Annotated in this window: 16 protein-coding genes; 9 read left to right on the forward strand and 7 right to left on the reverse strand. The window is 68.4% G+C overall.

Annotated elements, in window-relative coordinates; all coding sequences use genetic code 11:
• Window positions 1-27 precede the first annotated feature (27 nt).
• Complete coding sequence (gene argG / locus RBJ65_RS04465; RefSeq protein ID WP_306317915.1) at window positions 28-1,473, forward strand: argininosuccinate synthase; 1,446 nt, start codon at window positions 28-30, stop codon at window positions 1,471-1,473.
• A 64-nt stretch (window positions 1,474-1,537) separates the two neighbouring features.
• Here argG and RBJ65_RS04470 read toward each other — a convergent pair whose 3' ends face one another.
• The 6 genes from RBJ65_RS04470 to RBJ65_RS04495 all read right to left on the reverse strand — a co-directional run bounded on the left by RBJ65_RS04470 (window position 1,538) and on the right by RBJ65_RS04495 (window position 6,237).
• The gene (locus RBJ65_RS04470; protein ID WP_306317916.1) at window positions 1,538-1,996 is read right to left on the reverse strand and encodes a type II toxin-antitoxin system VapC family toxin; all 459 of its coding nucleotides are present in this window, start codon (window positions 1,994-1,996) and stop codon (window positions 1,538-1,540) included.
• Window positions 1,993-2,268, reverse strand: a complete 276-nt coding sequence (locus RBJ65_RS04475; RefSeq protein WP_306317917.1) for a hypothetical protein — start codon at window positions 2,266-2,268, stop codon at window positions 1,993-1,995. The genes RBJ65_RS04470 and RBJ65_RS04475 overlap by 4 nt, the downstream gene beginning before the upstream one ends.
• A 90-nt stretch (window positions 2,269-2,358) precedes the next feature.
• On the reverse strand, window positions 2,359-3,129 hold the full coding sequence (locus RBJ65_RS04480; protein WP_306317918.1) for a succinate dehydrogenase/fumarate reductase iron-sulfur subunit: 771 nt from the start codon (window positions 3,127-3,129) through the stop codon (window positions 2,359-2,361).
• The gene (locus tag RBJ65_RS04485) at window positions 3,126-5,060 is read right to left on the reverse strand and encodes a fumarate reductase/succinate dehydrogenase flavoprotein subunit (RefSeq protein WP_306317919.1); all 1,935 of its coding nucleotides are present in this window, start codon (window positions 5,058-5,060) and stop codon (window positions 3,126-3,128) included. The genes RBJ65_RS04480 and RBJ65_RS04485 overlap by 4 nt, the downstream gene beginning before the upstream one ends.
• Window positions 5,060-5,902: a hypothetical protein gene (locus tag RBJ65_RS04490; protein WP_306317920.1), complete on the reverse strand. Its 843-nt coding sequence runs from the start codon at window positions 5,900-5,902 to the stop codon at window positions 5,060-5,062. Before RBJ65_RS04490 ends, RBJ65_RS04485 begins: the two co-directional genes overlap by 1 nt.
• A gap of 50 nt (window positions 5,903-5,952) precedes the next feature.
• The gene (locus RBJ65_RS04495; RefSeq protein ID WP_306317921.1) at window positions 5,953-6,237 is read right to left on the reverse strand and encodes a hypothetical protein; all 285 of its coding nucleotides are present in this window, start codon (window positions 6,235-6,237) and stop codon (window positions 5,953-5,955) included.
• 307 nt (window positions 6,238-6,544) lie between these two features.
• Here RBJ65_RS04495 and RBJ65_RS04500 point away from each other — a divergent pair, with 307 nt between their 5' ends.
• From RBJ65_RS04500 to RBJ65_RS04530, 7 genes are all read left to right on the forward strand, one after another.
• Window positions 6,545-8,743 (forward strand): ABC transporter family substrate-binding protein, encoded by a 2,199-nt coding sequence (locus RBJ65_RS04500; RefSeq protein ID WP_306317922.1) that lies wholly within the window; start codon window positions 6,545-6,547, stop codon window positions 8,741-8,743.
• A 174-nt stretch (window positions 8,744-8,917) separates the two neighbouring features.
• On the forward strand, window positions 8,918-10,825 hold the full coding sequence (gene typA, locus RBJ65_RS04505) for a translational GTPase TypA (RefSeq protein ID WP_306317923.1): 1,908 nt from the start codon (window positions 8,918-8,920) through the stop codon (window positions 10,823-10,825).
• A gap of 507 nt (window positions 10,826-11,332) precedes the next feature.
• Window positions 11,333-12,364: an ABC transporter permease gene (locus RBJ65_RS04510; protein ID WP_306317924.1), complete on the forward strand. Its 1,032-nt coding sequence runs from the start codon at window positions 11,333-11,335 to the stop codon at window positions 12,362-12,364.
• A gap of 105 nt (window positions 12,365-12,469) precedes the next feature.
• A complete protein-coding gene (locus RBJ65_RS04515) occupies window positions 12,470-14,266 on the forward strand; it encodes an ABC transporter substrate-binding protein (protein ID WP_306317925.1) in 1,797 nt (598 codons plus the stop codon).
• A 112-nt stretch (window positions 14,267-14,378) separates the two neighbouring features.
• Window positions 14,379-15,356 (forward strand): ABC transporter permease, encoded by a 978-nt coding sequence (locus tag RBJ65_RS04520; RefSeq protein WP_306317926.1) that lies wholly within the window; start codon window positions 14,379-14,381, stop codon window positions 15,354-15,356.
• A 10-nt stretch (window positions 15,357-15,366) separates the two neighbouring features.
• Window positions 15,367-16,428 carry an ABC transporter ATP-binding protein gene (locus RBJ65_RS04525; RefSeq protein ID WP_306317927.1) on the forward strand — a complete coding sequence of 354 codons (1,062 nt, stop codon included), beginning with the start codon at window positions 15,367-15,369 and terminating at the stop codon, window positions 16,426-16,428.
• Between the two features lie 24 nt (window positions 16,429-16,452).
• Window positions 16,453-17,589, forward strand: coding sequence for an ABC transporter ATP-binding protein (locus RBJ65_RS04530; RefSeq protein WP_306317929.1), 1,137 nt, complete (start codon window positions 16,453-16,455; stop codon window positions 17,587-17,589).
• A 93-nt stretch (window positions 17,590-17,682) separates the two neighbouring features.
• Here RBJ65_RS04530 and RBJ65_RS04535 read toward each other — a convergent pair whose 3' ends face one another.
• A complete protein-coding gene (locus RBJ65_RS04535; RefSeq protein WP_306317930.1) occupies window positions 17,683-18,270 on the reverse strand; it encodes a Uma2 family endonuclease in 588 nt (195 codons plus the stop codon).
• A 174-nt stretch (window positions 18,271-18,444) separates the two neighbouring features.
• On the opposite strand from RBJ65_RS04535, the gene RBJ65_RS04540 reads away from it, so the two are divergent.
• Window positions 18,445-20,061 (forward strand): ABC transporter substrate-binding protein, encoded by a 1,617-nt coding sequence (locus tag RBJ65_RS04540; protein WP_306317931.1) that lies wholly within the window; start codon window positions 18,445-18,447, stop codon window positions 20,059-20,061.
• Window positions 20,062-20,076 lie beyond the last annotated feature (15 nt).

Here is a 20,076-nt window from a genome sequence, read left to right on the forward strand (position 1 = left end):
TCATGCATCATCATGCATACTCTTCCTATGTCCAAGGTCCTCACCTCCCTCCCGGCCGGCGAGCGCGTCGGCATCGCCTTCTCGGGCGGCCTCGACACGTCGGTCGCCGTCGCGTGGATGCGTGACAAGGGCGCCGTCCCGTGCACGTACACCGCCGACATCGGCCAGTACGACGAGCCCGACATCGACGGCGTGCCCAGCCGCGCCAAGCAGTACGGCGCCGAGATCGCGCGCGCCATCGACTGCAAGGCCGCGCTGGTCGAGGAAGGTCTGGCCGCGCTGACCTGCGGCGCGTTCCACATCCGCTCGGGCGGCCGCGCGTACTTCAACACGACGCCGCTCGGCCGCGCCGTCACCGGCACGATGCTGGTGCGCGCGATGCTCGAGGACAACGTCCAGATCTGGGGCGACGGCTCGACGTACAAGGGCAACGACATCGAGCGGTTCTACCGCTACGGCCTGCTCGCCAACCCGAACCTGCGGATCTACAAGCCGTGGCTCGACGCGGACTTCGTGACCGAGCTCGGCGGCCGGCAGGAGATGTCGGAGTGGCTGGTCGAGCACGGCCTGCCGTACCGGGACTCGGCGGAGAAGGCGTACTCCACGGACGCCAACATCTGGGGCGCCACGCACGAGGCGAAGACCCTGGAGCACCTGAACGTCTCGCTGGAGACGGTCGAGCCGATCATGGGCGTCAAGTTCTGGGACCCGTCGGTGGAGATCCCTACCGAGGACGTCACCATCGGCTTCGAGAAGGGCCGCCCCGTCACGATCAACGGCAAGGAGTTCGCCTCCGCCGTCGACCTGGTGATGGAGGCCAACGCGATCGGCGGCCGGCACGGCCTCGGCATGTCCGACCAGATCGAGAACCGGATCATCGAGGCCAAGAGCCGCGGCATCTACGAGGCCCCGGGCATGGCCCTCCTCTTCGCCGCGTACGAGCGCCTGGTCAACGCGATCCACAACGAGGACACCGTCGCCCAGTACCACGCCGAGGGCCGGCGCCTCGGCCGCCTCATGTACGAGGGCCGCTGGCTGGACCCGCAGGCCCTGATGATCCGCGAGTCGCTGCAGCGCTGGGTCGGCGCCGCGATCACGGGTGAGGTCACGCTGCGCCTCCGCCGTGGCGAGGACTACACCATCCTCGACACGCAGGGCCCCGCCTTCTCGTACCACCCGGACAAGCTCTCCATGGAGCGCACCGAGGACTCGGCCTTCGGCCCCGTCGACCGCATCGGCCAGCTCACCATGCGCAACCTCGACATCGCCGACTCCCGCGGCAAGCTCGAGCAGTACGCGGGCCTCGGCCTCCTCGGCGAGGGCAGCCCGGTCACAGGCGCCGCCCAGGCCGCCGTCACGGGCCTGATCGGCACGATGCCGGAGGGCGGCGCCCAGGCGATCGCGTCCCGCGGCGAATACGAGGCCGACGCGGAGGCCTTGGACCGCGCGGCGATGGAGTCCGGAACGGACTAGCCAGTCCCGCGAAGGGGCGTCCCGCGCGGGACGCCCCATCGCTGTGCCCGATGGGCGGGCGCGTTCACCGTCTGGGGCCCGGGACGACTTCGAGCCGTGACTCCGCGCGGGTCCGGGGCGCGATCACATCGGTGTAGTGGTGGTCGAAGGACAGCAGTGCCGGACGGCCGAGGCGCCAGGCCAGGACCGCGTTCACGGCGTCGGCGAGGCCCAGGGCGTGACCCGCGTACTTGGTCAGCAGCGCCTCGGCCTCCCCGAGCAGGGCGCCGGTGACCGGCGCGATCTGTACGTGCCCGAGGCGTGCGAGTGCGCCGACCCGGGTCACCGCGTTCAACGCCACGCGCTCACCGGCCCGCTTGATGAGCAGGTGGTCGACCTCGGCCAGGACCAGCGGAGAGACGACGAGCACGCGCGGTGCGTTCAGCGCCGCGACCCCGGCCTCGTGGTCCTCGTCCTTGCGGTTGTAGGCGGCGACGAGCACGCAGGTGTCCACCACCGCGACAGGCGGTGCCGTCCCGCTCATCCGTCGGTTCCCTCACGGAGCTGCTCCTCCGCGCTGACGGCGAGGTCGGTCGGGCCGTCGAACAGCCCCCACTCCGGCACCCGGGGATCGTCCCCGATGGCTTCGTTCGGGATGACCAGCGTGCCACCGGCCCACTCCGCGACCAGTTCCTCGGGGGACCGGCCGAGCACCGCCGCCAGATCACGCAATATCGCGGCACGCGTCCCGGTGACGGTCACGGTGGCCGAGATGCCCTCTTCCTGAGGGGGATCCTGCGCGGGCTGATCGCTCATGGCGCCTGTGCTCCTGCTGTGGGGGTATACGCCATTGTGCCCGGCGCGCTCCGGTATCCGCAGGACGATCTCCCAGCCCGCGCCCCCGGATCACTTCTGTCGCCGCCGAATCTTGTTCCCCAGCCACACCACCGGATCGTACTTACGGTCAACCGCCCGCTCCTTCAAGGGAATCAGGGCGTTGTCGGTGATGTGGATGCCCTCGGGGCAGACCTCCGTGCAGCACTTCGTGATGTTGCAGTAGCCGAGGCCGTGTTCGTCCTGGGCCGTGCGCTTACGGTCCAGGCCGTCCTCGGCCGCCGCGTCCAGGGGATGCATGTCGAGTTCCGCGACGCGCATCAGGAAGCGCGGGCCCGCGAAGGCCGTCTTGTTGTCCTCGTGGTCGCGGACGACGTGACAGGTGTCCTGGCACAGGAAGCACTCGATGCACTTGCGGAACTCCTGCGAGCGGTCCACGTCCTCCTGCATCATGCGGTACTCGCCCGGGCCCACCCCGGCCGGCGGGACGAAGGCCGGGACCTCCCGCGCCTTCGTGTAGTTGAAGCCGACGTCCGTCACCAGGTCGCGTACGACGGGAAAGGCGCGCAGCGGCGTGACCGTGATGACGTCCGACCGCTCGAAGACCGACATCCGCGTCATGCACATCAACCGCGGCCGCCCATTGATCTCCGCGGAGCACGAACCGCACTTGCCCGCCTTGCAGTTCCAGCGGACCGCCAGATCGGGGGCCTGCGTCGCCTGCAGGCGGTGGATGATGTCGAGGACGACCTCGCCGTCGTTCACCTCGACCTTGAAGTCCTCCAGGCCGCCCCCGTCGACGTCGCCCCGCCACACCCGGAAGGCCGCCTCGTAGCTGCTCACTCGAAAAGCTCCTCTTCGGCCAGGTACTTCACCAGCTCCTCCTTCTCGAACAGGGCGAGCAGGTCGGGGCGGATGGGTTCGGTCGTCTCGCGGGTGAGGGTGATCTGGCCGCGCACCGGGTCCGTGGCCGCCAACCCGCCGGTGGGGTCCCGGAGCCCGCACAGCAGATTCGCCCGCCGCCACGTGCGGTCCATCGTCGGATGGTCCTCGCGGGTGTGCCCGCCGCGCGACTCCGTGCGCTCAAGGGCGGCGCGCGCGACGCACTCGCTGACCAGGAGCATGTTCCGCAGGTCGAGGGCGAGGTGCCAGCCCGGGTTGAACTGGCGGTGCCCCTCCACCCCGGCCCGCCGCGCCCGCACCCGCAGATCCGCGAGCTTGCGCAGCGCCTCCTCCATCTCCGCCTCCCGGCGGATGATGCCGACGAGGTCGTTCATCGTCTGCTGGAGTTCCTGGTGCAGGGTGTACGGATTCTCGGGCGTGACGCCCTCCTCCTGGCCCTCCGCGGAGAAGGGGCGCAGCGCCTCTGCCGCCGCCGTGTCGATCTGCTCGTCGGCCACGGCAGGACGACGCCCCTCGCGCGCCTCCGCGTGCTCGGCCGCGTGCAGTCCCGCCCGGCGCCCGAACACCAGCAGGTCGGAGAGTGAGTTCCCGCCGAGCCGGTTCGAGCCGTGCATGCCGCCGGCCACCTCACCGGCCGCGTAGAGACCGGGCACGCCGCGCGCCGCCGCCGTGTCCGATTCGACGGCGATGCCGCCCATCACGTAGTGGCAGGTCGGCCCTACCTCCATCGCCTCGGCGGTGATGTCGACGTCCGCCAGCTCCTTGAACTGGTGGTACATGGACGGGAGTCGGCGCCGGATGGTGTCCGCGGGCATCCGCGTCGACACGTCGAGGAACACGCCGCCGTGCGGCGACCCCCGGCCCGCCTTCACCTCCGCGTTGATGGCCCGCGCCACCTCGTCGCGCGGCAGCAGCTCGGGCGGGCGCCGGTTGTGGTCCGGGTCCTCGTACCAGCGGTCGCCCTCCTCCTCCGACTGCGCGTACTTCTCCTTGAAGACGTCGGGGACGTAGTCGAACATGAACCGCTTGCCGTCGGAGTTGCGCAGCACCCCGCCGTCGCCGCGCACCGACTCCGTGACGAGGATCCCCTTCACCGACGGCGGCCAGACCATGCCCGTCGGGTGGAACTGCACGAACTCCATGTTGAGCAGCGGGGCGCCCGCCAGCAGGGCCAGCGCGTGCCCGTCGCCCGTGTACTCCCACGAGTTCGACGTCACCTTGAAGGACTTTCCGATGCCGCCCGTCGCGAGGACCACGCTCGGCGCCTCGATGACGAAGAAGCGGCCGCTCTCGCGCTCGTAGCAGAAGGCGCCGGAGACCGCCCCGTCCTCGTCCTTCAACACCCGTGTGACCGTGCACTCCTGAAAGACCTTCAGGCCGGATTCGTAGTCGCCGGTCTCCTTGAAGTCCTGCTGCTGCAACTGCACGATCTTCTGCTGGAGCGTGCGGATCAGCTCAAGTCCCGTACGGTCCCCGACGTGCGCGAGCCGCGGGTACTCGTGCCCGCCGAAGTTCCGCTGCGAGATCCGCCCGTCCCCGGTCCGGTCGAACAGGGCGCCCCAGGTCTCCAACTCCCATACGCGGTCCGGGGCTTCCCGCGCGTGCAGCTCCGCCATCCGCCACTGGTTGAGGAATTTGCCGCCGCGCATCGTGTCGCGGAAGTGCACCTGCCAGCTGTCCCCGGAGTTCACATTGCCCATGGAGGCGGCGATGCCGCCCTCCGCCATCACCGTGTGCGCCTTGCCGAACAGCGACTTGCAGATCACCGCCGTACGGGCGCCCCGCTCCCGCGCCTCGATCGCGGCACGAAGACCGGCGCCACCGGCGCCCACCACGACAACATCCCACTGCTGCCGCTCAACCGCACTCATCAGAAGAACCTCGGATCGTCGAAAGCACCGGACGCGACCAGATACACGTAGAAGTCGGCGAGCGCCACGCTCACCAACGAGGCCCAGGCGAGCAACATATGACGGGCATTCAGTTTCCCTACCCAGCCCCAGAGCCGATAGCGCACCGGGTGTTTCGAGAAGTGCTTCAGGCGTCCGCCGACGATGTGCCGGCAGGAGTGGCAGGAGATCGTGTAGGCCCAGATCAGCACGATGTTGGCGAGGAAGATCAGGGACCCGAGCCCCATGTGCCCCCACTCGTAGTGCTCGTCGCGGAACGACAGCACGGTGTCGTACGTGAGGATGCAGGCCACGAGCACGGCCGCGTAGAAGAAGTAGCGGTGGATGTTCTGCAGGATCAGCGGGAACCGCGTCTCGCCGCTGTACTTCTTGTGCGGCTCGGCCACCGCGCAGGCGGGCGGCGAGGCCCAGAAGCCGCGGTAGTAGGCCTTGCGGTAGTAGTAGCAGGTCAGCCGGAAGCCGAGCGGGAAGATCAGGATCAGCAGGGCGGGGGAGAGGCCCCACCAGCTCCCGAAGATCTCCCAGTTGGGGCCGTGCCGCATCGGCTCGCAGTTGTCCGCGAGGCACGGCGAGTAGAACGGCGAGACGTAGGGGGCCGCGTAGTAGTCGGCGTTCGCGAAGGCCCGCCACGTCGAGTAGACGATGAAGGCGAGCAGCCCGCCCGTGGTCACGGCCGGCGCCAGCCACCAGCGGTCCGTACGCAGATGGGGCGCGGTGATCGCGGCACGCGTCCGGCCTCGGACGCCGGTGCCGCTCACGGTATGGGGTTCTTCGGTACTGGTGGGTTCCGTGCCGGTGGCCAACGAAGCCTCCGCTCGAAGGGACGGGGGATGGGGGTGCCGTCAGAAGGGCGCTAGGGCGCGTGCCGGTCGCGGGCGCCGAGCCCCTCGTCGTCCGTGTCGATCCACAGGGACCTGTCGTACGGGGCGTCGGAGATCGTCACGAGTTCGGGGTGACGCGGTTTCTCCTGGCCCTCGGCCGACTCGCGCAGCAGGGCGACGCTCTCGCGCAGATGGTCGGTGTCGGCGCGTACCCGACGCAGATCGGGGCCTCCGACCTGGGGCCCTATGCGCCCCACGGCGCGCGCGAGGTCGTCGACGCAGCGCTGAACCGCCGTCAAGTCGTCGTGCAGGGACATGACTTGGCCTCACTTCCGCTGGTGCGGCGGAGTTGCTCATGCGCCTGAGAGTGTCGCGCGTCACATTGCCGTTTGTGAAGGGATCCGTGCGGATTGGCGGCGTGCGCCGTGGTGCGCGTCAGCGAATTCGCGCCGCCGGGGCAGGTGGCGACGCGGGCCCCTTTGGGCCGCACGGGTGGCTTCCGGACGGCCTGTGGGCGTGTCGGGCGGGTCCCCTCCGTGAATCCACTTCAGTTGGCCGATAGATGTGATCAGCTCCATATACCGCCAAACGAGACAAAACCGGCCAGCCCCGGAGGTACCCGTGATGCCCCACGTCCCCAGGCGCCCAGGAGCCGCCGCACGCTCGGCCGCGTTCCTCGTGTGCGGCGCGCTCGCCGTGACCGCCCTCGCCGGGTGCGGTTCCGAGGACCAGGCGGGCGAGCCGGCCGCCGGGCCCGACGTCGCCTCGGCCGCCCGCGCCCAGGTCAAGGACGGCGGCACGCTACGGTGGGCCGTCGACGACGTGCCGCAGACCCTCAACTCCTTCCAGGCCGACGCGGACGCGGCCACCAGCCGGATCGCCGGGGCCGTGCTGCCGTCGATGTTCCGGCTCGACGCGCAGGGGCGCCCGCAGGCCGACTCCGACTACCTGGAGAAGGCCGAGGTCATCAAGACCGAGCCCAAGCAGGTCGTGCTGTACAAGCTGAACCAGCAGGCGGTGTGGAGCGACGGCCGGGAGATCGGCGCCGCCGACTTCGCCGCGCAGTGGCGCGCCCTGTCCGGAAAGAACAGCGCGTACTGGACCGCCCACAACGCCGGCTACAACCGCATCGAGAAGGTCGAGCGCGGCAAGAACGACCTGGAGGTGCGGGTCACGTTCGGCAAGCCGTACGCGGACTGGCGCTCGCTGTTCTCGCCGCTGTACCCCAAGGACGTGATGGGGACGCCGGACGCCTTCAACGAGGGCGCCCGGAAGAACCTCAAGGTGACCGCGGGGCCCTTCGCGCTCGACAAGGTCGACCGGAGCGGCAAGAAGGTCACCCTCGACCGCAACCCCCGCTGGTGGGGCCGCCCCGCCAAGCTGGAGAAGCTGCAGCTCACCGCGGTGCCCCGGGACGAGCGGCCCGCCGCGCTCGCCGACGGCAGGGTGGACCTGGCCGGGGTCGACCAGGAGGCCGCCGAGCGCATCGCGTACGCCGCCCGCGACAAGGGGAAGGACGGCGCCAAGGGAGCCTCCGGCCCGCTCGCGCACGGCCCCGGCTCCGACGTCACCTCCGGTGAGGCGCTGCGCTCCTGGGCGCGGGCGCACAACGAGGACTGGGAGGTCGCCGAGGGCGAGCTGGAGGCCCGCGCGAAGACCCGGAAGGCCGTGAAGAAGTACGCGAAGGAGCAGGCGGGCCTCGACGGCTTCGTCGTCCGCAAGTCGCTCGAACCCGCCTATACGCAGCTCGCGTTGAACGGTTCGAGCGGCCCGCTCGCCGACGAGCGGGTGCGCCAGGCCGTGGCCCGCGCCCTCGACCGTACGAAGCTCGCCGAGAGCGTGCTGAAGCCGCTCGGCCTGCCCGCCGCCACCGTCGGCAGCCACCTCGCCCTCTCCGGACAGGCCGCGTACGCCGACAACAGCGACGCCCTCGGCAAGCAGGACGCCGACAAGGCGCAGGCGCTGCTCGCGGAGGCGGGCTGGGTGCGCGGCGGCCCGCTGGAGGAGAAGGAGAAGAAGCCGAAGACGGCGGGCGGCAAGGCCGACCACGCCTCCGACACCTCGGCCGAGCACGGCTCCGGCTCCGGTGACGGCACGTACATCATGGGCGAGGACGACCAGAAGCCCGGCGACGAGCAGAAGCACGCAGGCGACGCCAAGCAGGGCGCGGCCCCCGGCGCCTACGCCCCGAAGGGGACCGCCGCTCCGGAGCAGGCCGCCGACAAGGGCGTCAAATCGGGCACCGGGCAGCTGGCCAAGGACGGCAAGCCGCTGACCCTGAACTTCGTCCTGCCCTCCGGGGAGGACTCGGAGCAGCTGCGGGCCGTCGCCGACCGGATCTCGGCGATGCTGCAGAAGATCGGCGTACGTACGGACATCACGAAGGTCGACGACGCGGACTACTTCAAGGACCACATCGCGGCCGGCGATTACGACCTGGCGCTGTACTCGTGGCCCGGCTCCGCCTACCCGGCCACCGACGGCCGCCCGATCTACGCCAAGCCGGTCCCGGCCGCCGACGGTTCGCTCACGGTCGAGCAGAACTACACGCGGGTCGGCACCGACCACATCGACCAGCTCTTCGACCAGGCGGTCGGCGAGCTCGACGAGGAGAAGGAGCGCTCGCTCGTCCGGCAGGCGGACGAGCGCATCTGGGCCGCCGCAGGATCGATTCCGCTCTACCAGCGGCCCGAACTCGTCGCGGCGAAGGCGAATCTGGTGAACGCGGGCGCCTTTGGCTTCCAGGAGCCGGACTACGAGGACATCGGCTTCCTGAAGCCGGGCGCCAAGGCCACCGGTTCCCCCACGGAGGACGCTGGCTGACCTGCGGTTTCTTCGGGCGGGCCGGTTCTTCGGAGGCGGCCCGTTCGGCCCGGCTGAGCCGGTCGCCGCGGGGACACGTAGCATGGGGTGAGGCCGTGGCATGTCCAGCCCGGCAGGGCGCGCGTAAAGCAACGTACGCGCAGCCGACCACTCACTCCAGGAGTACGCCTCACTATGGCCACGCGCCACGACATCCGTAACGTCGCCATCGTCGCTCACGTCGACCACGGCAAGACCACCATCGTCGACGGCATGCTGAAGCAGGCCGGTGCCTTCGCGGCCCACCAGCTGGAGTCGGTCGACGATCGGGTGATGGACTCGAACGACCTGGAGCGTGAGAAGGGCATCACGATCCTCGCCAAGAACACGGCGGTGAAGTATCACCCCAAGGACGGCGGGGACCCGATCACGATCAACATCATCGACACCCCCGGCCACGCCGACTTCGGTGGCGAGGTCGAGCGCGGTCTGTCGATGGTGGACGGTGTCGTGCTGCTCGTCGACGCCTCCGAGGGCCCGCTCCCGCAGACCCGCTTCGTGCTGGGCAAGGCGCTCAAGCAGCGGCTCCCCGTCATCCTGTGCATCAACAAGACGGACCGCCCCGACGCCCGGATCGACGAGGTCGTCAACGAGACGTACGACCTCTTCCTCGACCTGGACGCCGACGAGGACCAGATCGAGTTCCCGATCGTCTACGCCTGCGGCCGTGACGGCGTCGCCTCGATGACCAAGCCGGAGGACGGCACGGTCCCGGCCGACTCGACGAACCTCCAGCCGTTCTTCTCCACGATCCTGGAGCACATCCCGGCTCCGACGTACGAGGAGAACGCCCCGCTCCAGGCGCACGTCACCAACCTGGACGCCGACAACTTCCTCGGCCGTATCGCGCTGCTCCGCGTCGAGCGGGGCGAGCTGCGCAAGGGCCAGACCGTGGCCTGGATGAAGCGCGACGGCGAGGTCCAGAACGTCCGGATCAGCGAACTCCTCATGACGGAGGCGCTCACCCGCAAGCCCGCCGAGGTCGCGGGCCCCGGTGACATCTGCGCCGTCGCCGGCATCCCCGACATCATGATCGGCGAGACGCTCGCCGACCCGGAGAACCCGGTCGCGCTGCCGCTGATCACGGTGGACCAGCCCGCCATCTCCATGACCATCGGCACGAACACCTCGCCGCTGGTCGGCCGCGGTGGCACGGGCAAGGGCGCGGACGCGAAGGCCGCCGTCAAGGACCGCAAGGTCACCGCCCGCCAGGTCAAGGACCGCCTGGAGCGCGAGCTGATCGGTAACGTCTCGCTGCGCGTCCTCGACACCGAGCGCCCCGACGCCTGGGAGGTGCAGGGCCGCGGTGAGCTGGCGCTCGCGATCCTCGTCGAGCAGATGCGCCGTGAGGGCTTCGAGCTGACGATCGGCAAGCCGCAGGTCGTCACCAAGGAGATCGACGGCAAGACGCACGAGCCGGTCGAGCGCATGACGGTCGACGTCCCCGAGGAGCACATGGGCGCCGTCACGCAGCTCATGGGCGTCCGCAAGGGCCGCATGGACAACATGTCGAACCACGGCTCCGGCTGGGTCCGCATGGAGTTCGTCGTGCCGTCCCGCGGCCTCATCGGCTTCCGTACGGAGTTCCTGACGAACACCCGCGGCACGGGCATCGCGCACTCCATCCACGAGGGCCACGAGCCGTGGTTCGGCACGCTGACGACCCGTAACAACGGCTCGCTGGTCGCCGACCGCGCCGGCGCGGTCACCCCCTTCGCGATGATCAACCTCCAGGAGCGCGGTGTGCTGTTCACCGAGCCCGGCACCGAGGTGTACGAGGGCATGATCGTCGGCGAGAACTCGCGTGCCGACGACATGGACGTGAACATCACCAAGGAGAAGAAGCTCACCAACATGCGTGCGGCTTCCGCCGACTCCACGGAGAACGTGGTCCCGGCCCGCAAGCTCTCCCTGGAGCAGTCCCTGGAGTTCTGCCGCGACGACGAGTGCGTCGAGGTGACCCCGGAGGCCGTGCGCATCCGCAAGGTCGTCCTGGACCAGAAGGAGCGCGGCCGCTCGGCCTCGCGCGCGAAGCACAGCTAGTCCGCGCCACTAGTCCGCGCCACTAGTCCGCGCCGCCTGACGGCAGTTGGGCCCGGTATCCCCCACAACAGGGGGGTGCCGGGCCCTTTGTCTTGCCGCTAGTCTTCACGCCGTCTACGCGCAGTGAACGAAACCGGCGGCGATGTCTCCCAACAGCGGGTCAAATTCCGCTGGAGCGCAAGTGATTAAGTCCATCCCGTGGTCCGGAATGCGGACGCCGGTGGCCGATAGGTATGTAACACGTCCGTTTCGTGGCCCTCTATCTCGGATCTGTTTGTCCGGATTTTGGGAGAAGTACGCTTCAGGTGTGATCGAACCGAGACCAAAAGAGTGTGGTCGCGACAGCGGCTGTGGCTAATAGTGGTCCGCGTAGCGTCCCGGATCCCGCGCTGCGACGGTTCCTGACGGCTACTCGGACCTCGCGCGCTTCGAGTGACGTACGCCGTGCGACGACCACCGGGCCTTCCGGCCTTTGATGGTCTCCAACACCTGTGAAATGGACGAATCATGACGAGTCCAATCGAGATTGAGGGCGCCGAGACCTCTTCCGCCTTGGACAAGGAGAGCGCGCCGCAGGGTGACGCGAAGGAGCCCAAGAAGCTCGAGGGGCGCAGTCCCGGCCAGTTGATGTGGCGGCGCTTCAAGCGGGACCGGACGGGTGTCTGGTCCGCGTGGATCGTCCTGTTCTTCTTCGTGATCGCCGCGCTTGCCCCGGTCATCAGCAAGCTGTACGGCAAGGACCCGTACACCTTCTACGGCCAGGACGACCCCACGCTGCTCAACGAGTTCAACCTGCCGGCCGGGCCCAACGGCGGTATGTCGCCCGAGCATTGGTTCGGCATCGACCCGAACTACGGGCGCGACGTCCTCGCCTACCTGCTCTACGGCATGCGCACCTCGCTCTACACCGCGCTGTGCGCCACCATCGGCATGGTGATCCTCGGAGTCGTGATCGGCCTCCTGGGCGGCTACTTCGGCGGCAAGATCGACTACTGGCTGGGCCGGCTCACCGACTTCATGATGGCGCTGCCCAATCAGCTGTTCATGGTCGCGGCCATGCCCGTGATCGTCGCCGTCTTCGTGGCCCCGGACGAGGAAACCCCGGTCTACGTACGGTTCCTGGCCATCACCGGCATCATGTGGATGCTCACCTGGATGAGCCTGGCACGCCTGGTGCGCGCGGTGACCCTGTCGCTGCGCGAGCGGGAGTTCGTGGAGGCGGCGAAGGTCGCGGGCGCCTCGCCCTGGCGGATCGTCCGCAAGGAGCTGCTGCCCAACCTGGTGACGCCGATCATCGTGCAGGGCACGTACCTGCTCCCCAGCACCATCCTCTCGGTCGCCTTCCTCTCGTTCGTCGGCGTCGGATACCAAGACCCCACGCCCGACTGGGGATTGATGTTCGCGACGGCGGCGAAGATCTACGAGGTGGACCCGACCTACTTGTACTTCCCGGGTGTCGCCATGGTCGTCTTCTTCGTGGCGTTCAACCTCTTCGGTGACTCCGTCCGGGACGCGTTCGATCCCAAGACCGGACGCTGAGCGGACTTCACCGAGGGTCGCTGCCACCCGGGCGCCGGACCGACCAGCCGGATGCGTCAGGCAGCACACAAGGATCACTACTCACAGGCAGGTGGACTCAACTCCATGAGCATCCTTCGTTCGCGCACGGCGCAGGCAACGATCGTCGCCGCCGCTGTCGGCGCCCTCACGCTCACCGGCTGCAGCAGCGGCAGCGGCGACGGTGACAAGAATGTCGGCAAGTCCAAGGACGACGCGGCGGCCCAGGCCAAGCCGGTCGTCATGGGCACCGCCCAGGACTCCGTCGGCCCCGCCAAGGCGGTCCCGGGCGCCAAGAAGGGCGGCACGGTCCAGGTCTACCAGGAGAGCGACTTCTCGCACCTGGACCCGGGTCAGATATACGTCTCCGACGCCGGCCTGCTCTCCAAGCTCCTGTACCGCGGTCTGACCACGTACACCGAGGACGCCGACGGCCAGCAGACGGTCGTCGGTGACCTCGCCAAGGACGCGGGCAAGTCCTCGGACGGCGGCAAGACCTGGACCTTCCAGCTGAAGGACGGGATCAAGGACGAGAACGGCCGCGAGATCACCTCGGCCGACATCCGCCACACCATCGAGCGCCTCTACGACCCGTTCCTCACGGACGGTCCGACGTACATCCAGCAGTGGCTCTCCGGCGGCGGCACCACCTACCGCAAGGCCTACGGCGGTCCGTACAAGGGCAAGCACCTGCCGAAGTCGGTCCTGGACACGCCGGACGACAAGACCATCGTCTTCCACTTCAAGGAAGCCCACACCGACGCCCCGCAGGCCCTGGCCATGGCCGCGTACTCGGTCGTGCCCGAGAAGACGGACACCAAGCAGAAGTACGACCAGAAGCCCGTCGCCTCCGGCCCGTACAAGATCGCCTCGTACAAGCCGGGCAAGAGCCTGCAGCTCGTCCGCAACGACAAGTGGGACGAGAAGACGGACCCGATGCGCCACAACTACGTGGACGGGTTCAACATCGACTTCAACGTCTCCAAGGCCGACCAGACCAAGACGATCCTGGCCGACCGCGGCGAGGCCAAGAACGCCATCATGTTCACCGGCCAGAACGACGCCACCCAGCTGCAGAAGATCACGACCGACAAGAAGGTCATGAAGCGCACGGTGCAGGGCTACGCCCCGTACGTGTGGCAGCTGAACATGAACATGGACCGGATCAAGGACAAGAAGATCCGCGACGCCATCGCCCTGGCGATCCCGGCCACCGCGGCCGCCCAGGCCGACGGCGGCAAGTACGGCGGCGACGCCGCCAACTCGCTGACGTCGCCCGCGCTTCCGGGCTACAACGCGAAGGACGACGTGTTCAACCGCGAGGGGAAGCCGAACGGCGACATCGCCAAGGCGAAGAAGCTGATCGACGAGGCCGGCGCCAAGGGCAAGAAGATGGTCTACGGCTACGCCAACACCGACGTCCGCGTCACCCAGGCGAACCTGATCATCAACAACCTGGAGAAGATCGGGCTCGACGTCCAGAAGAAGGAAATCGACAACGCCACCTGGTACGAGCAGATGGGCAAGGTCAAGAACGGCCTTGACCTCTACATGACCGGCTGGGGTCAGGACTGGGCCGACGGCAACACCGTCTTCCCGCCGACGTACGACGGCACCAACATCCAGGACGGCGGCTCCAACTACTCCCACGTGAACGACAAGCACGTGAACGCGGAGAGCGCCCGCATCCAGAAGATCGCGGACCCGGCGGAGCGCGCCAAGGAGTACCGCAAGCTCTCCAACTACATCTCCAAGGAGATCAACCCGGCCGCCCCGATCTACTACACCAAGGTGTTCCAGATCGCCGGCTCCAACGTGGGCGGCCTGCGCTACTCGACGGTCACCAGCTACACCGACCCGACGCAGGTCTACCTCAAGAAGTAGTTCGCACAAGGCAGTTCCCGGGGGTGAGAGCGCGGCGGAGCTCTCGCCCCCGGGCCGCCGCACATCCCCTCCTGGTCTCCCACCGCCGCCGTCCTGAGAGCAGCTTTCTGCCATGCTTCGATTTCTCATACGCCGGACGTCTGGCGCAGCACTCATCCTCTTGCTGATCAGCGCCTTCACGTTCTTCATGTACTTCGCCATCCCACAGGACCCGGCGACGCTCGCGTGCGGCAAGAACTGCACCCCGGACGCGCTGGCGATCATTCACAAGAACCTGGGGCTCGACAAGCCGCTTCCGGTGCAGTACTGGGACTTCCTGTCCGGCATCTTCGTGGGCCGTGACTTCGCGGTGGGCCACTGCAGCGCGCCGTGCTTCGGCGTCTCGTTCCGGAACAACCAGATGGTCTGGGACACGATGATGGACCGTCTCCCGCTGACCATCTCGCTCATGATCGGCGGCCTGGTCGTCTTCCTGATCGCGGGTCTCGGCGCCGGTCTGCTCGCCGCCCGCTTCCGCGGCACCTGGATCGACAAGCTCTTCTCCGGCGCCTCCCTGGTGACCAGCTCGTTCCAGATCTACCTGCTCGGCCCGATCGTGATGGGCATCTTCGTCTACAGCACCGGCTGGCTGAAGTCGCCCAAGTACGTGTCGTTCTGGGAGAACCCGGCGTCCTGGTTCATGGGGCTGCTGATCCCCTGGATCGTGATGGCGACGATCTTCACCGCCAACTACACGCGTATGTCGCGCTCCTCGATGATCGAGCAGATGCAGGAGGAGCACGTAAGGGCCGCCAAGGCCAAGGGCATGAGCAGCCGCTTCGTCTTCTTCCGGTACGCGTGGCGCGGCTCCCTCATCCCCATCATCACCATCCTCGGCATGGACATCGCCTCGCTGCTCAGCGGCGGCATGGTCACCGAACTGACCTTCAACCTCTCGGGGATGGGCCGGCTGGCGATCACGTCGGTCACCGAGAAGGACCTGCCGGTCCTGATGGGCGTGATGATCGTCAGCGCCGCCTTCATCATCCTCTGCAACGTCGTCGTGGACGCCCTGTACGCCGTGATCGACCCGCGCGTGCGGCTGTCCTAGGAGAACCCCCGTGACCACACTCACCAAGCCCGAGGACGCCCCGGCCCCGACCGGCTCCGACGCGTTCTTGTCGGTACGCGACCTGCGGGTGCAGTTCTCCACCGAGGACGGCGCCGTCAAGGCGGTGGACGGCCTCTCCTTCGACCTGGAGCGCGGCAAGACGCTCGGCATTGTGGGCGAGTCCGGCTCCGGCAAGTCGGTCACCAACCTGGCCGTGCTCGGCCTGCACCCGAAGAAGAACACCACCATCGACGGCGAGATCGTCCTCGACGGCAAGGAGCTGATCACCGCCACCGAGCCGGAGATGGAGAAGCTCCGCGGCAACAAGATGGCGATGATCTTCCAGGACTCGCTGACCGCCCTGTCGCCGTACTACACGGTCGGCCGGCAGATCGCCGAGCCCTACCGCAAGCACACCGGCGCCTCCAAGAAGCAGGCCCGTGACCGGGCGATCGAACTGCTCGGCAAGGTCGGCATCCCGCACCCGAAGCAGCGGGTCGACGACTATCCGCACCAGTTCTCCGGCGGTATGCGCCAGCGCGCCATGATCGCCATGTCGCTCGCCTGCAACCCCGAACTGCTCATCGCCGACGAGCCGACGACGGCCCTCGACGTGACGGTCCAGGCGCAGATCCTCGACCTGCTCAAGGACCTGCAGCGAGAGTTCGGCTCCGCGATCATCATGATCACCCACGACCTGGGCGTCGTCGCGAACATGGCCGACGACCTGCTCGTGATGTACGCGGGCCGGGCCGTCGAGCGGGGCAGCGTGCGCGAGGTGCTCAAGCAGCCCCAGCACCCCTACACCTGGGGCCTGTTGGGCTCGATGCCGCGCCTGACCTCGGACCTCGACGAGCCGCTGATGCCGATCCCCGGCTCGCCGCCCTCGCTGCTCAACCCGCCGTCGGGCTGCCCGTTCCACCCGCGCTGCGCCTTCACCGACAAGGTGTCCGGCGAACGCTGCTCGGGCGAGCGACCGCAGCTCCCTGCCGGGCGCGGCTCCGCCTGCCACCTGACAGCGGACCAGAAGCAGCAGGTGTTCATCGAGACGATTCAGCCCCGGCTGGGCTGAGAAACCGGCGACTGGGGCATGACCATGAGCGACAACAGCAACAGCAACACCACCACGGCGGTCGCCGACGCGATCCCGGAGCAGCGCGAGGGCGACACCGCGCCGCTGCTGAAGGTCGAGGGGCTGCAGAAGCACTTCCCGATCAAGGGCGGCTTCCCGATCCGGCGCACCGTCGGCGCGGTCAAGGCCGTCGACGGCCTGGACTTCGAGGTCCTGCCGGGCGAGAGCCTGGGCCTGGTCGGCGAGTCCGGCTGCGGAAAGTCGACCACGGGCCGCCTCCTGACCCGCCTGTACGAGCCCACGCAGGGCACCATCACGTACAAGGGCCAGGACATCAGCCACGCGAACCGCAAGCAGTTGGCGCCGATCAGGTCCGAGATCCAGATGATCTTCCAGGACCCGTACGCGTCCCTGAACCCGCGGCAGACCGTCGGCTCGATCATCTCCGGGCCCATGGAGATCAACGGGATCAACCCGCCCGGCGGCCGCGAGGCCCGGGTGCGCGAGCTCCTGGAGATCGTCGGCCTCAACCCGGAGCACTACAACCGCTTCCCGCACGAGTTCTCCGGCGGCCAGCGCCAGCGCATCGGCGTGGCCCGCGCGGTGGCCCTGGAGCCGAAGCTGATCGTCGCCGACGAGCCGGTCTCCGCGCTCGACGTGTCGATCCAGGCGCAGGTCGTGAACCTGCTGCAGAAGGTGCAGCAGGAGATGGGCATCGCGTTCGTCTTCATCGCCCACGACCTGGCCGTCGTACGGCACTTCTCGCAGCGCGTCGCCGTGATGTACCTCGGCAAGATCGTCGAGATCGCGGACCGCGACTCGCTCTACAACCGCCCCCGGCACCCGTACACCCACGCGCTCCTGTCGGCCGTGCCGGACGCGGACCTCGACGCGGAGAAGCGGGAGCGGATCCGCCTGGAGGGCGACGTGCCCTCGCCGATCGAGCCGCCGTCCGGCTGCCGGTTCCGCACCCGGTGCTGGAAGGCGCAGGACAAGTGCGCGTCGGAGGAGCCCCCGCTGGTGCAGCTCTCCACCAGCAAGCCGGGCCACCTCACGGCCTGCCACTTCCCGGAGGACCCGACGATCGAGGCGCGCGCCGAGGACGTCGTCATGGACCCGGCGCTCGCGGCGCTGGAGGGAGACGCGGAGTCCGAGGACTGATGGCTGTCGGCTGACCCGATGTGCGACTGAGGCCCGGCCCCGGTGATCTTCACCGGGGCCGGGCCTCCGCCGTTGGCCGGCGGGCGCGCGGCGTCACCGCCCGTCCCGGTCGCCCGCCTTCCCGTAGCGGCGGAAGTCGGCGGTGTCCACGGTCCAGGGGCCGAAGGGGACGAGGTCGCCGTAGATGTACGGCTCCGTCGAGCGGTAGCGGCCGTCGGCCGGGTCGGAGTGGACCTCTATGGTCCCCGCGCGCGGGTCGACGATGAGGTAGTGCTCGATGCCCATGGCGGGGTAGTCGGCGAGCTTGACGCGGTAGTCGTTGTCGGGGTTGGAGGGGGAGACGATCTCGATGGCGGCCAGCACCTGGGAGGTGTCGACGGCCAGGCCGTCCTCGTCCAGGGCTTCCTCCGGGATCACCACCGCGTCGGGGCGGCGCATGCGGCCGGCGGATGGGTGCTCGATCTCTGGGCCCGGAATGCACGCGTAGCCGGGATGCGTAGCGGCAAGCTGTTCGTTGAGCTGCTTGCTGATGCGCCAAACCGTCCCCTCGTGCCGCTTCGACGGGCTCATCATCGCCAGTATCGGACCGGAAGAACCGATCTCCACCGTCCAGGAACCCTCCAGGCGCTCGGCGTACTCACCCAGCTCCTCGGCGATCTCGCGCATCTTCGCGTAGTCCATGTCTCCACGGTAGCCGGGGGCGCCCCGGTGCACCTCTGGTTGGCCTCACCTGTCAGCACACCGCGCCCCCGACCCCCGTACGGGGGACATAACAGGCGCACCGCCCACCCAACAGGTCCAATGTCCCCAAGGCTCGTCCCCTTTGTCGTCGGATCGCCCTCTGGAGGACCCTTGATGCGCCTCGGCCTGCGTACTGGTGCCCTGGCCGCCTCCCTGGTCGTCGCCGTGCCCTGGCTCGCCTCCTGCGGCGCCACGACCACCGAGTCGGGCATCGTGCGGGCCAGGTGGGGCGACCCGCAGAACCCGCTCGAACCCGCCAACACCAACGAGGTCAACGGCGGCAAGGTCCTCGACATGATCTTCCGGGGCCTCAAGCGCTACAACCCCGAGACCGCCGAGCCCGAGTACGCCGTCGCCAAGTCCATCACCAGCGACGACGCGCAGAACTTCAAGATCACGCTGAAGCCCGGCTGGAAGTTCGCCGACGGCTCCGAGGTCACCGCCCAGTCCTTCGTCGACGCCTGGAACTACGCCGCGTACCTGCCCAACGCGCAGATCGGCTCCGACTTCTTCGGCTACATCGACGGCTACGACAAGGTCCACCCCGCCAAGGGCGAGCCCACCGCCAAGAAGCTGTCCGGGCTCAAGGTCGCCGACGATCTGCACTTCACGGTCAGGCTCAACCAGAAGTTCTCGCTCTTCCCCGACATGCTCGGCTACGCCGCCTTCTCGCCGCTGCCCAAGAAGTTCTTCAGCGACCACGACGCATGGCTGGAGAAGCCCTTCGGCAACGGCCCGTACCAGGTGACGGACTACGAGCGCGGCGGCCGCATGAAGCTCCGCCTCAACGACGAGTACAACGGCGCCAAGCCCCGCAACAAGGGCGTCGACCTGCTCGTCTACACCGACGACAACACGGCGTACACCGATGTGGTGGCCGGCCAGCTCGACGTCACCGACGAGGTGCCCGCCGAGCAGCTGAACAACATCCACAGCGACCTGGGCGACCGGTACATCAACACCCCCGCCGGCATCATCCAGACGCTGATGTTCCCGATGTACGACAAGGACTGGGACACCGCCGACGCCCTCAAGGTCCGCCAGGGCATCTCGCTCGCCATCAACCGCGAGCAGATCACCGACAAGATCTTCCAGAAGACCCGCATCCCGGCCAAGGACTGGACCTCGCCCGTGCTCCGCGAGGAGGGCGGCTACGCCCCCTCCATCTGCGGCGACCGCTGCGAGTACAACCCCGAGAAGGCCAAGAAGCTGATCGACGAGGGCGGCGGCTTCCCGGGCGGCAAGCTGGTCCTCAGCTACAACGCCGACACCGGCAACCACAAGCAGTGGATCGACGCCATCTGCAACAGCATCAACCGCGTCATGGGCGACTCCAAGTCCTGCGTCGGCAACCCGATCGGCACCTTCGCCGACTTCCGTACGCAGATCCAGAGCGGCAAGTTCACGGGCCCGTTCCGCAGCGGCTGGCAGATGGACTACCCGCTGATCCAGAACTTCCTCGAACCCGTCTACACCACGACCGGGCCCAGCAACGACGGCAAGTGGAGCGACAAGGAGTTCGACGCGCTGATCAACAAGGCCAACGCGGACCCGGACCCGAAGAACGCGATCAAGGACTTCCAGGACTCCGAGAGGATCCTCGCCGAGCAGATGCCCGCCATCCCGCTCTGGTACCAGAACGGCACCGCCGTCTACGGCACCCGCGTGCACGACGTGAAGCTCAACCCCTTCAGCGTGCCGGTCTTCGAGGAGATGACCGTCGATGACTGAGAACGACGACCGCTC

It is taken from the genome of Streptomyces sp. KL109B (assembly GCF_030766935.1).
In the GTDB taxonomy this organism is placed as follows: domain Bacteria; phylum Actinomycetota; class Actinomycetes; order Streptomycetales; family Streptomycetaceae; genus Streptomyces.

Excerpts from the sequence above, each read along its gene's own strand:
- RBJ65_RS04475 (WP_306317917.1), bottom strand. The coding sequence starts at position 2,268 with ATGAGCGATCAGCCCGCGCAGGATCCCCCTCAGGAAGAGGGCATCTCG.
- RBJ65_RS04510 (WP_306317924.1), top strand. The coding sequence starts at position 11,333 with ATGACGAGTCCAATCGAGATTGAGGGCGCCGAGACCTCTTCCGCCTTG.
- RBJ65_RS04500 (WP_306317922.1), top strand. The coding sequence starts at position 6,545 with ATGCCCCACGTCCCCAGGCGCCCAGGAGCCGCCGCACGCTCGGCCGCG.
- typA (WP_306317923.1), top strand. The coding sequence starts at position 8,918 with ATGGCCACGCGCCACGACATCCGTAACGTCGCCATCGTCGCTCACGTC.
- RBJ65_RS04530 (WP_306317929.1), top strand. The coding sequence starts at position 16,453 with ATGAGCGACAACAGCAACAGCAACACCACCACGGCGGTCGCCGACGCG.
- argG (WP_306317915.1), top strand. The coding sequence starts at position 28 with ATGTCCAAGGTCCTCACCTCCCTCCCGGCCGGCGAGCGCGTCGGCATC.
- RBJ65_RS04515 (WP_306317925.1), top strand. The coding sequence starts at position 12,470 with ATGAGCATCCTTCGTTCGCGCACGGCGCAGGCAACGATCGTCGCCGCC.
- RBJ65_RS04535 (WP_306317930.1), bottom strand. The coding sequence starts at position 18,270 with ATGGACTACGCGAAGATGCGCGAGATCGCCGAGGAGCTGGGTGAGTAC.
- RBJ65_RS04470 (WP_306317916.1), bottom strand. The coding sequence starts at position 1,996 with ATGAGCGGGACGGCACCGCCTGTCGCGGTGGTGGACACCTGCGTGCTC.
- RBJ65_RS04495 (WP_306317921.1), bottom strand. The coding sequence starts at position 6,237 with ATGTCCCTGCACGACGACTTGACGGCGGTTCAGCGCTGCGTCGACGAC.
- RBJ65_RS04540 (WP_306317931.1), top strand. The coding sequence starts at position 18,445 with ATGCGCCTCGGCCTGCGTACTGGTGCCCTGGCCGCCTCCCTGGTCGTC.
- RBJ65_RS04485 (WP_306317919.1), bottom strand. The coding sequence starts at position 5,060 with ATGAGTGCGGTTGAGCGGCAGCAGTGGGATGTTGTCGTGGTGGGCGCC.
- RBJ65_RS04520 (WP_306317926.1), top strand. The coding sequence starts at position 14,379 with ATGCTTCGATTTCTCATACGCCGGACGTCTGGCGCAGCACTCATCCTC.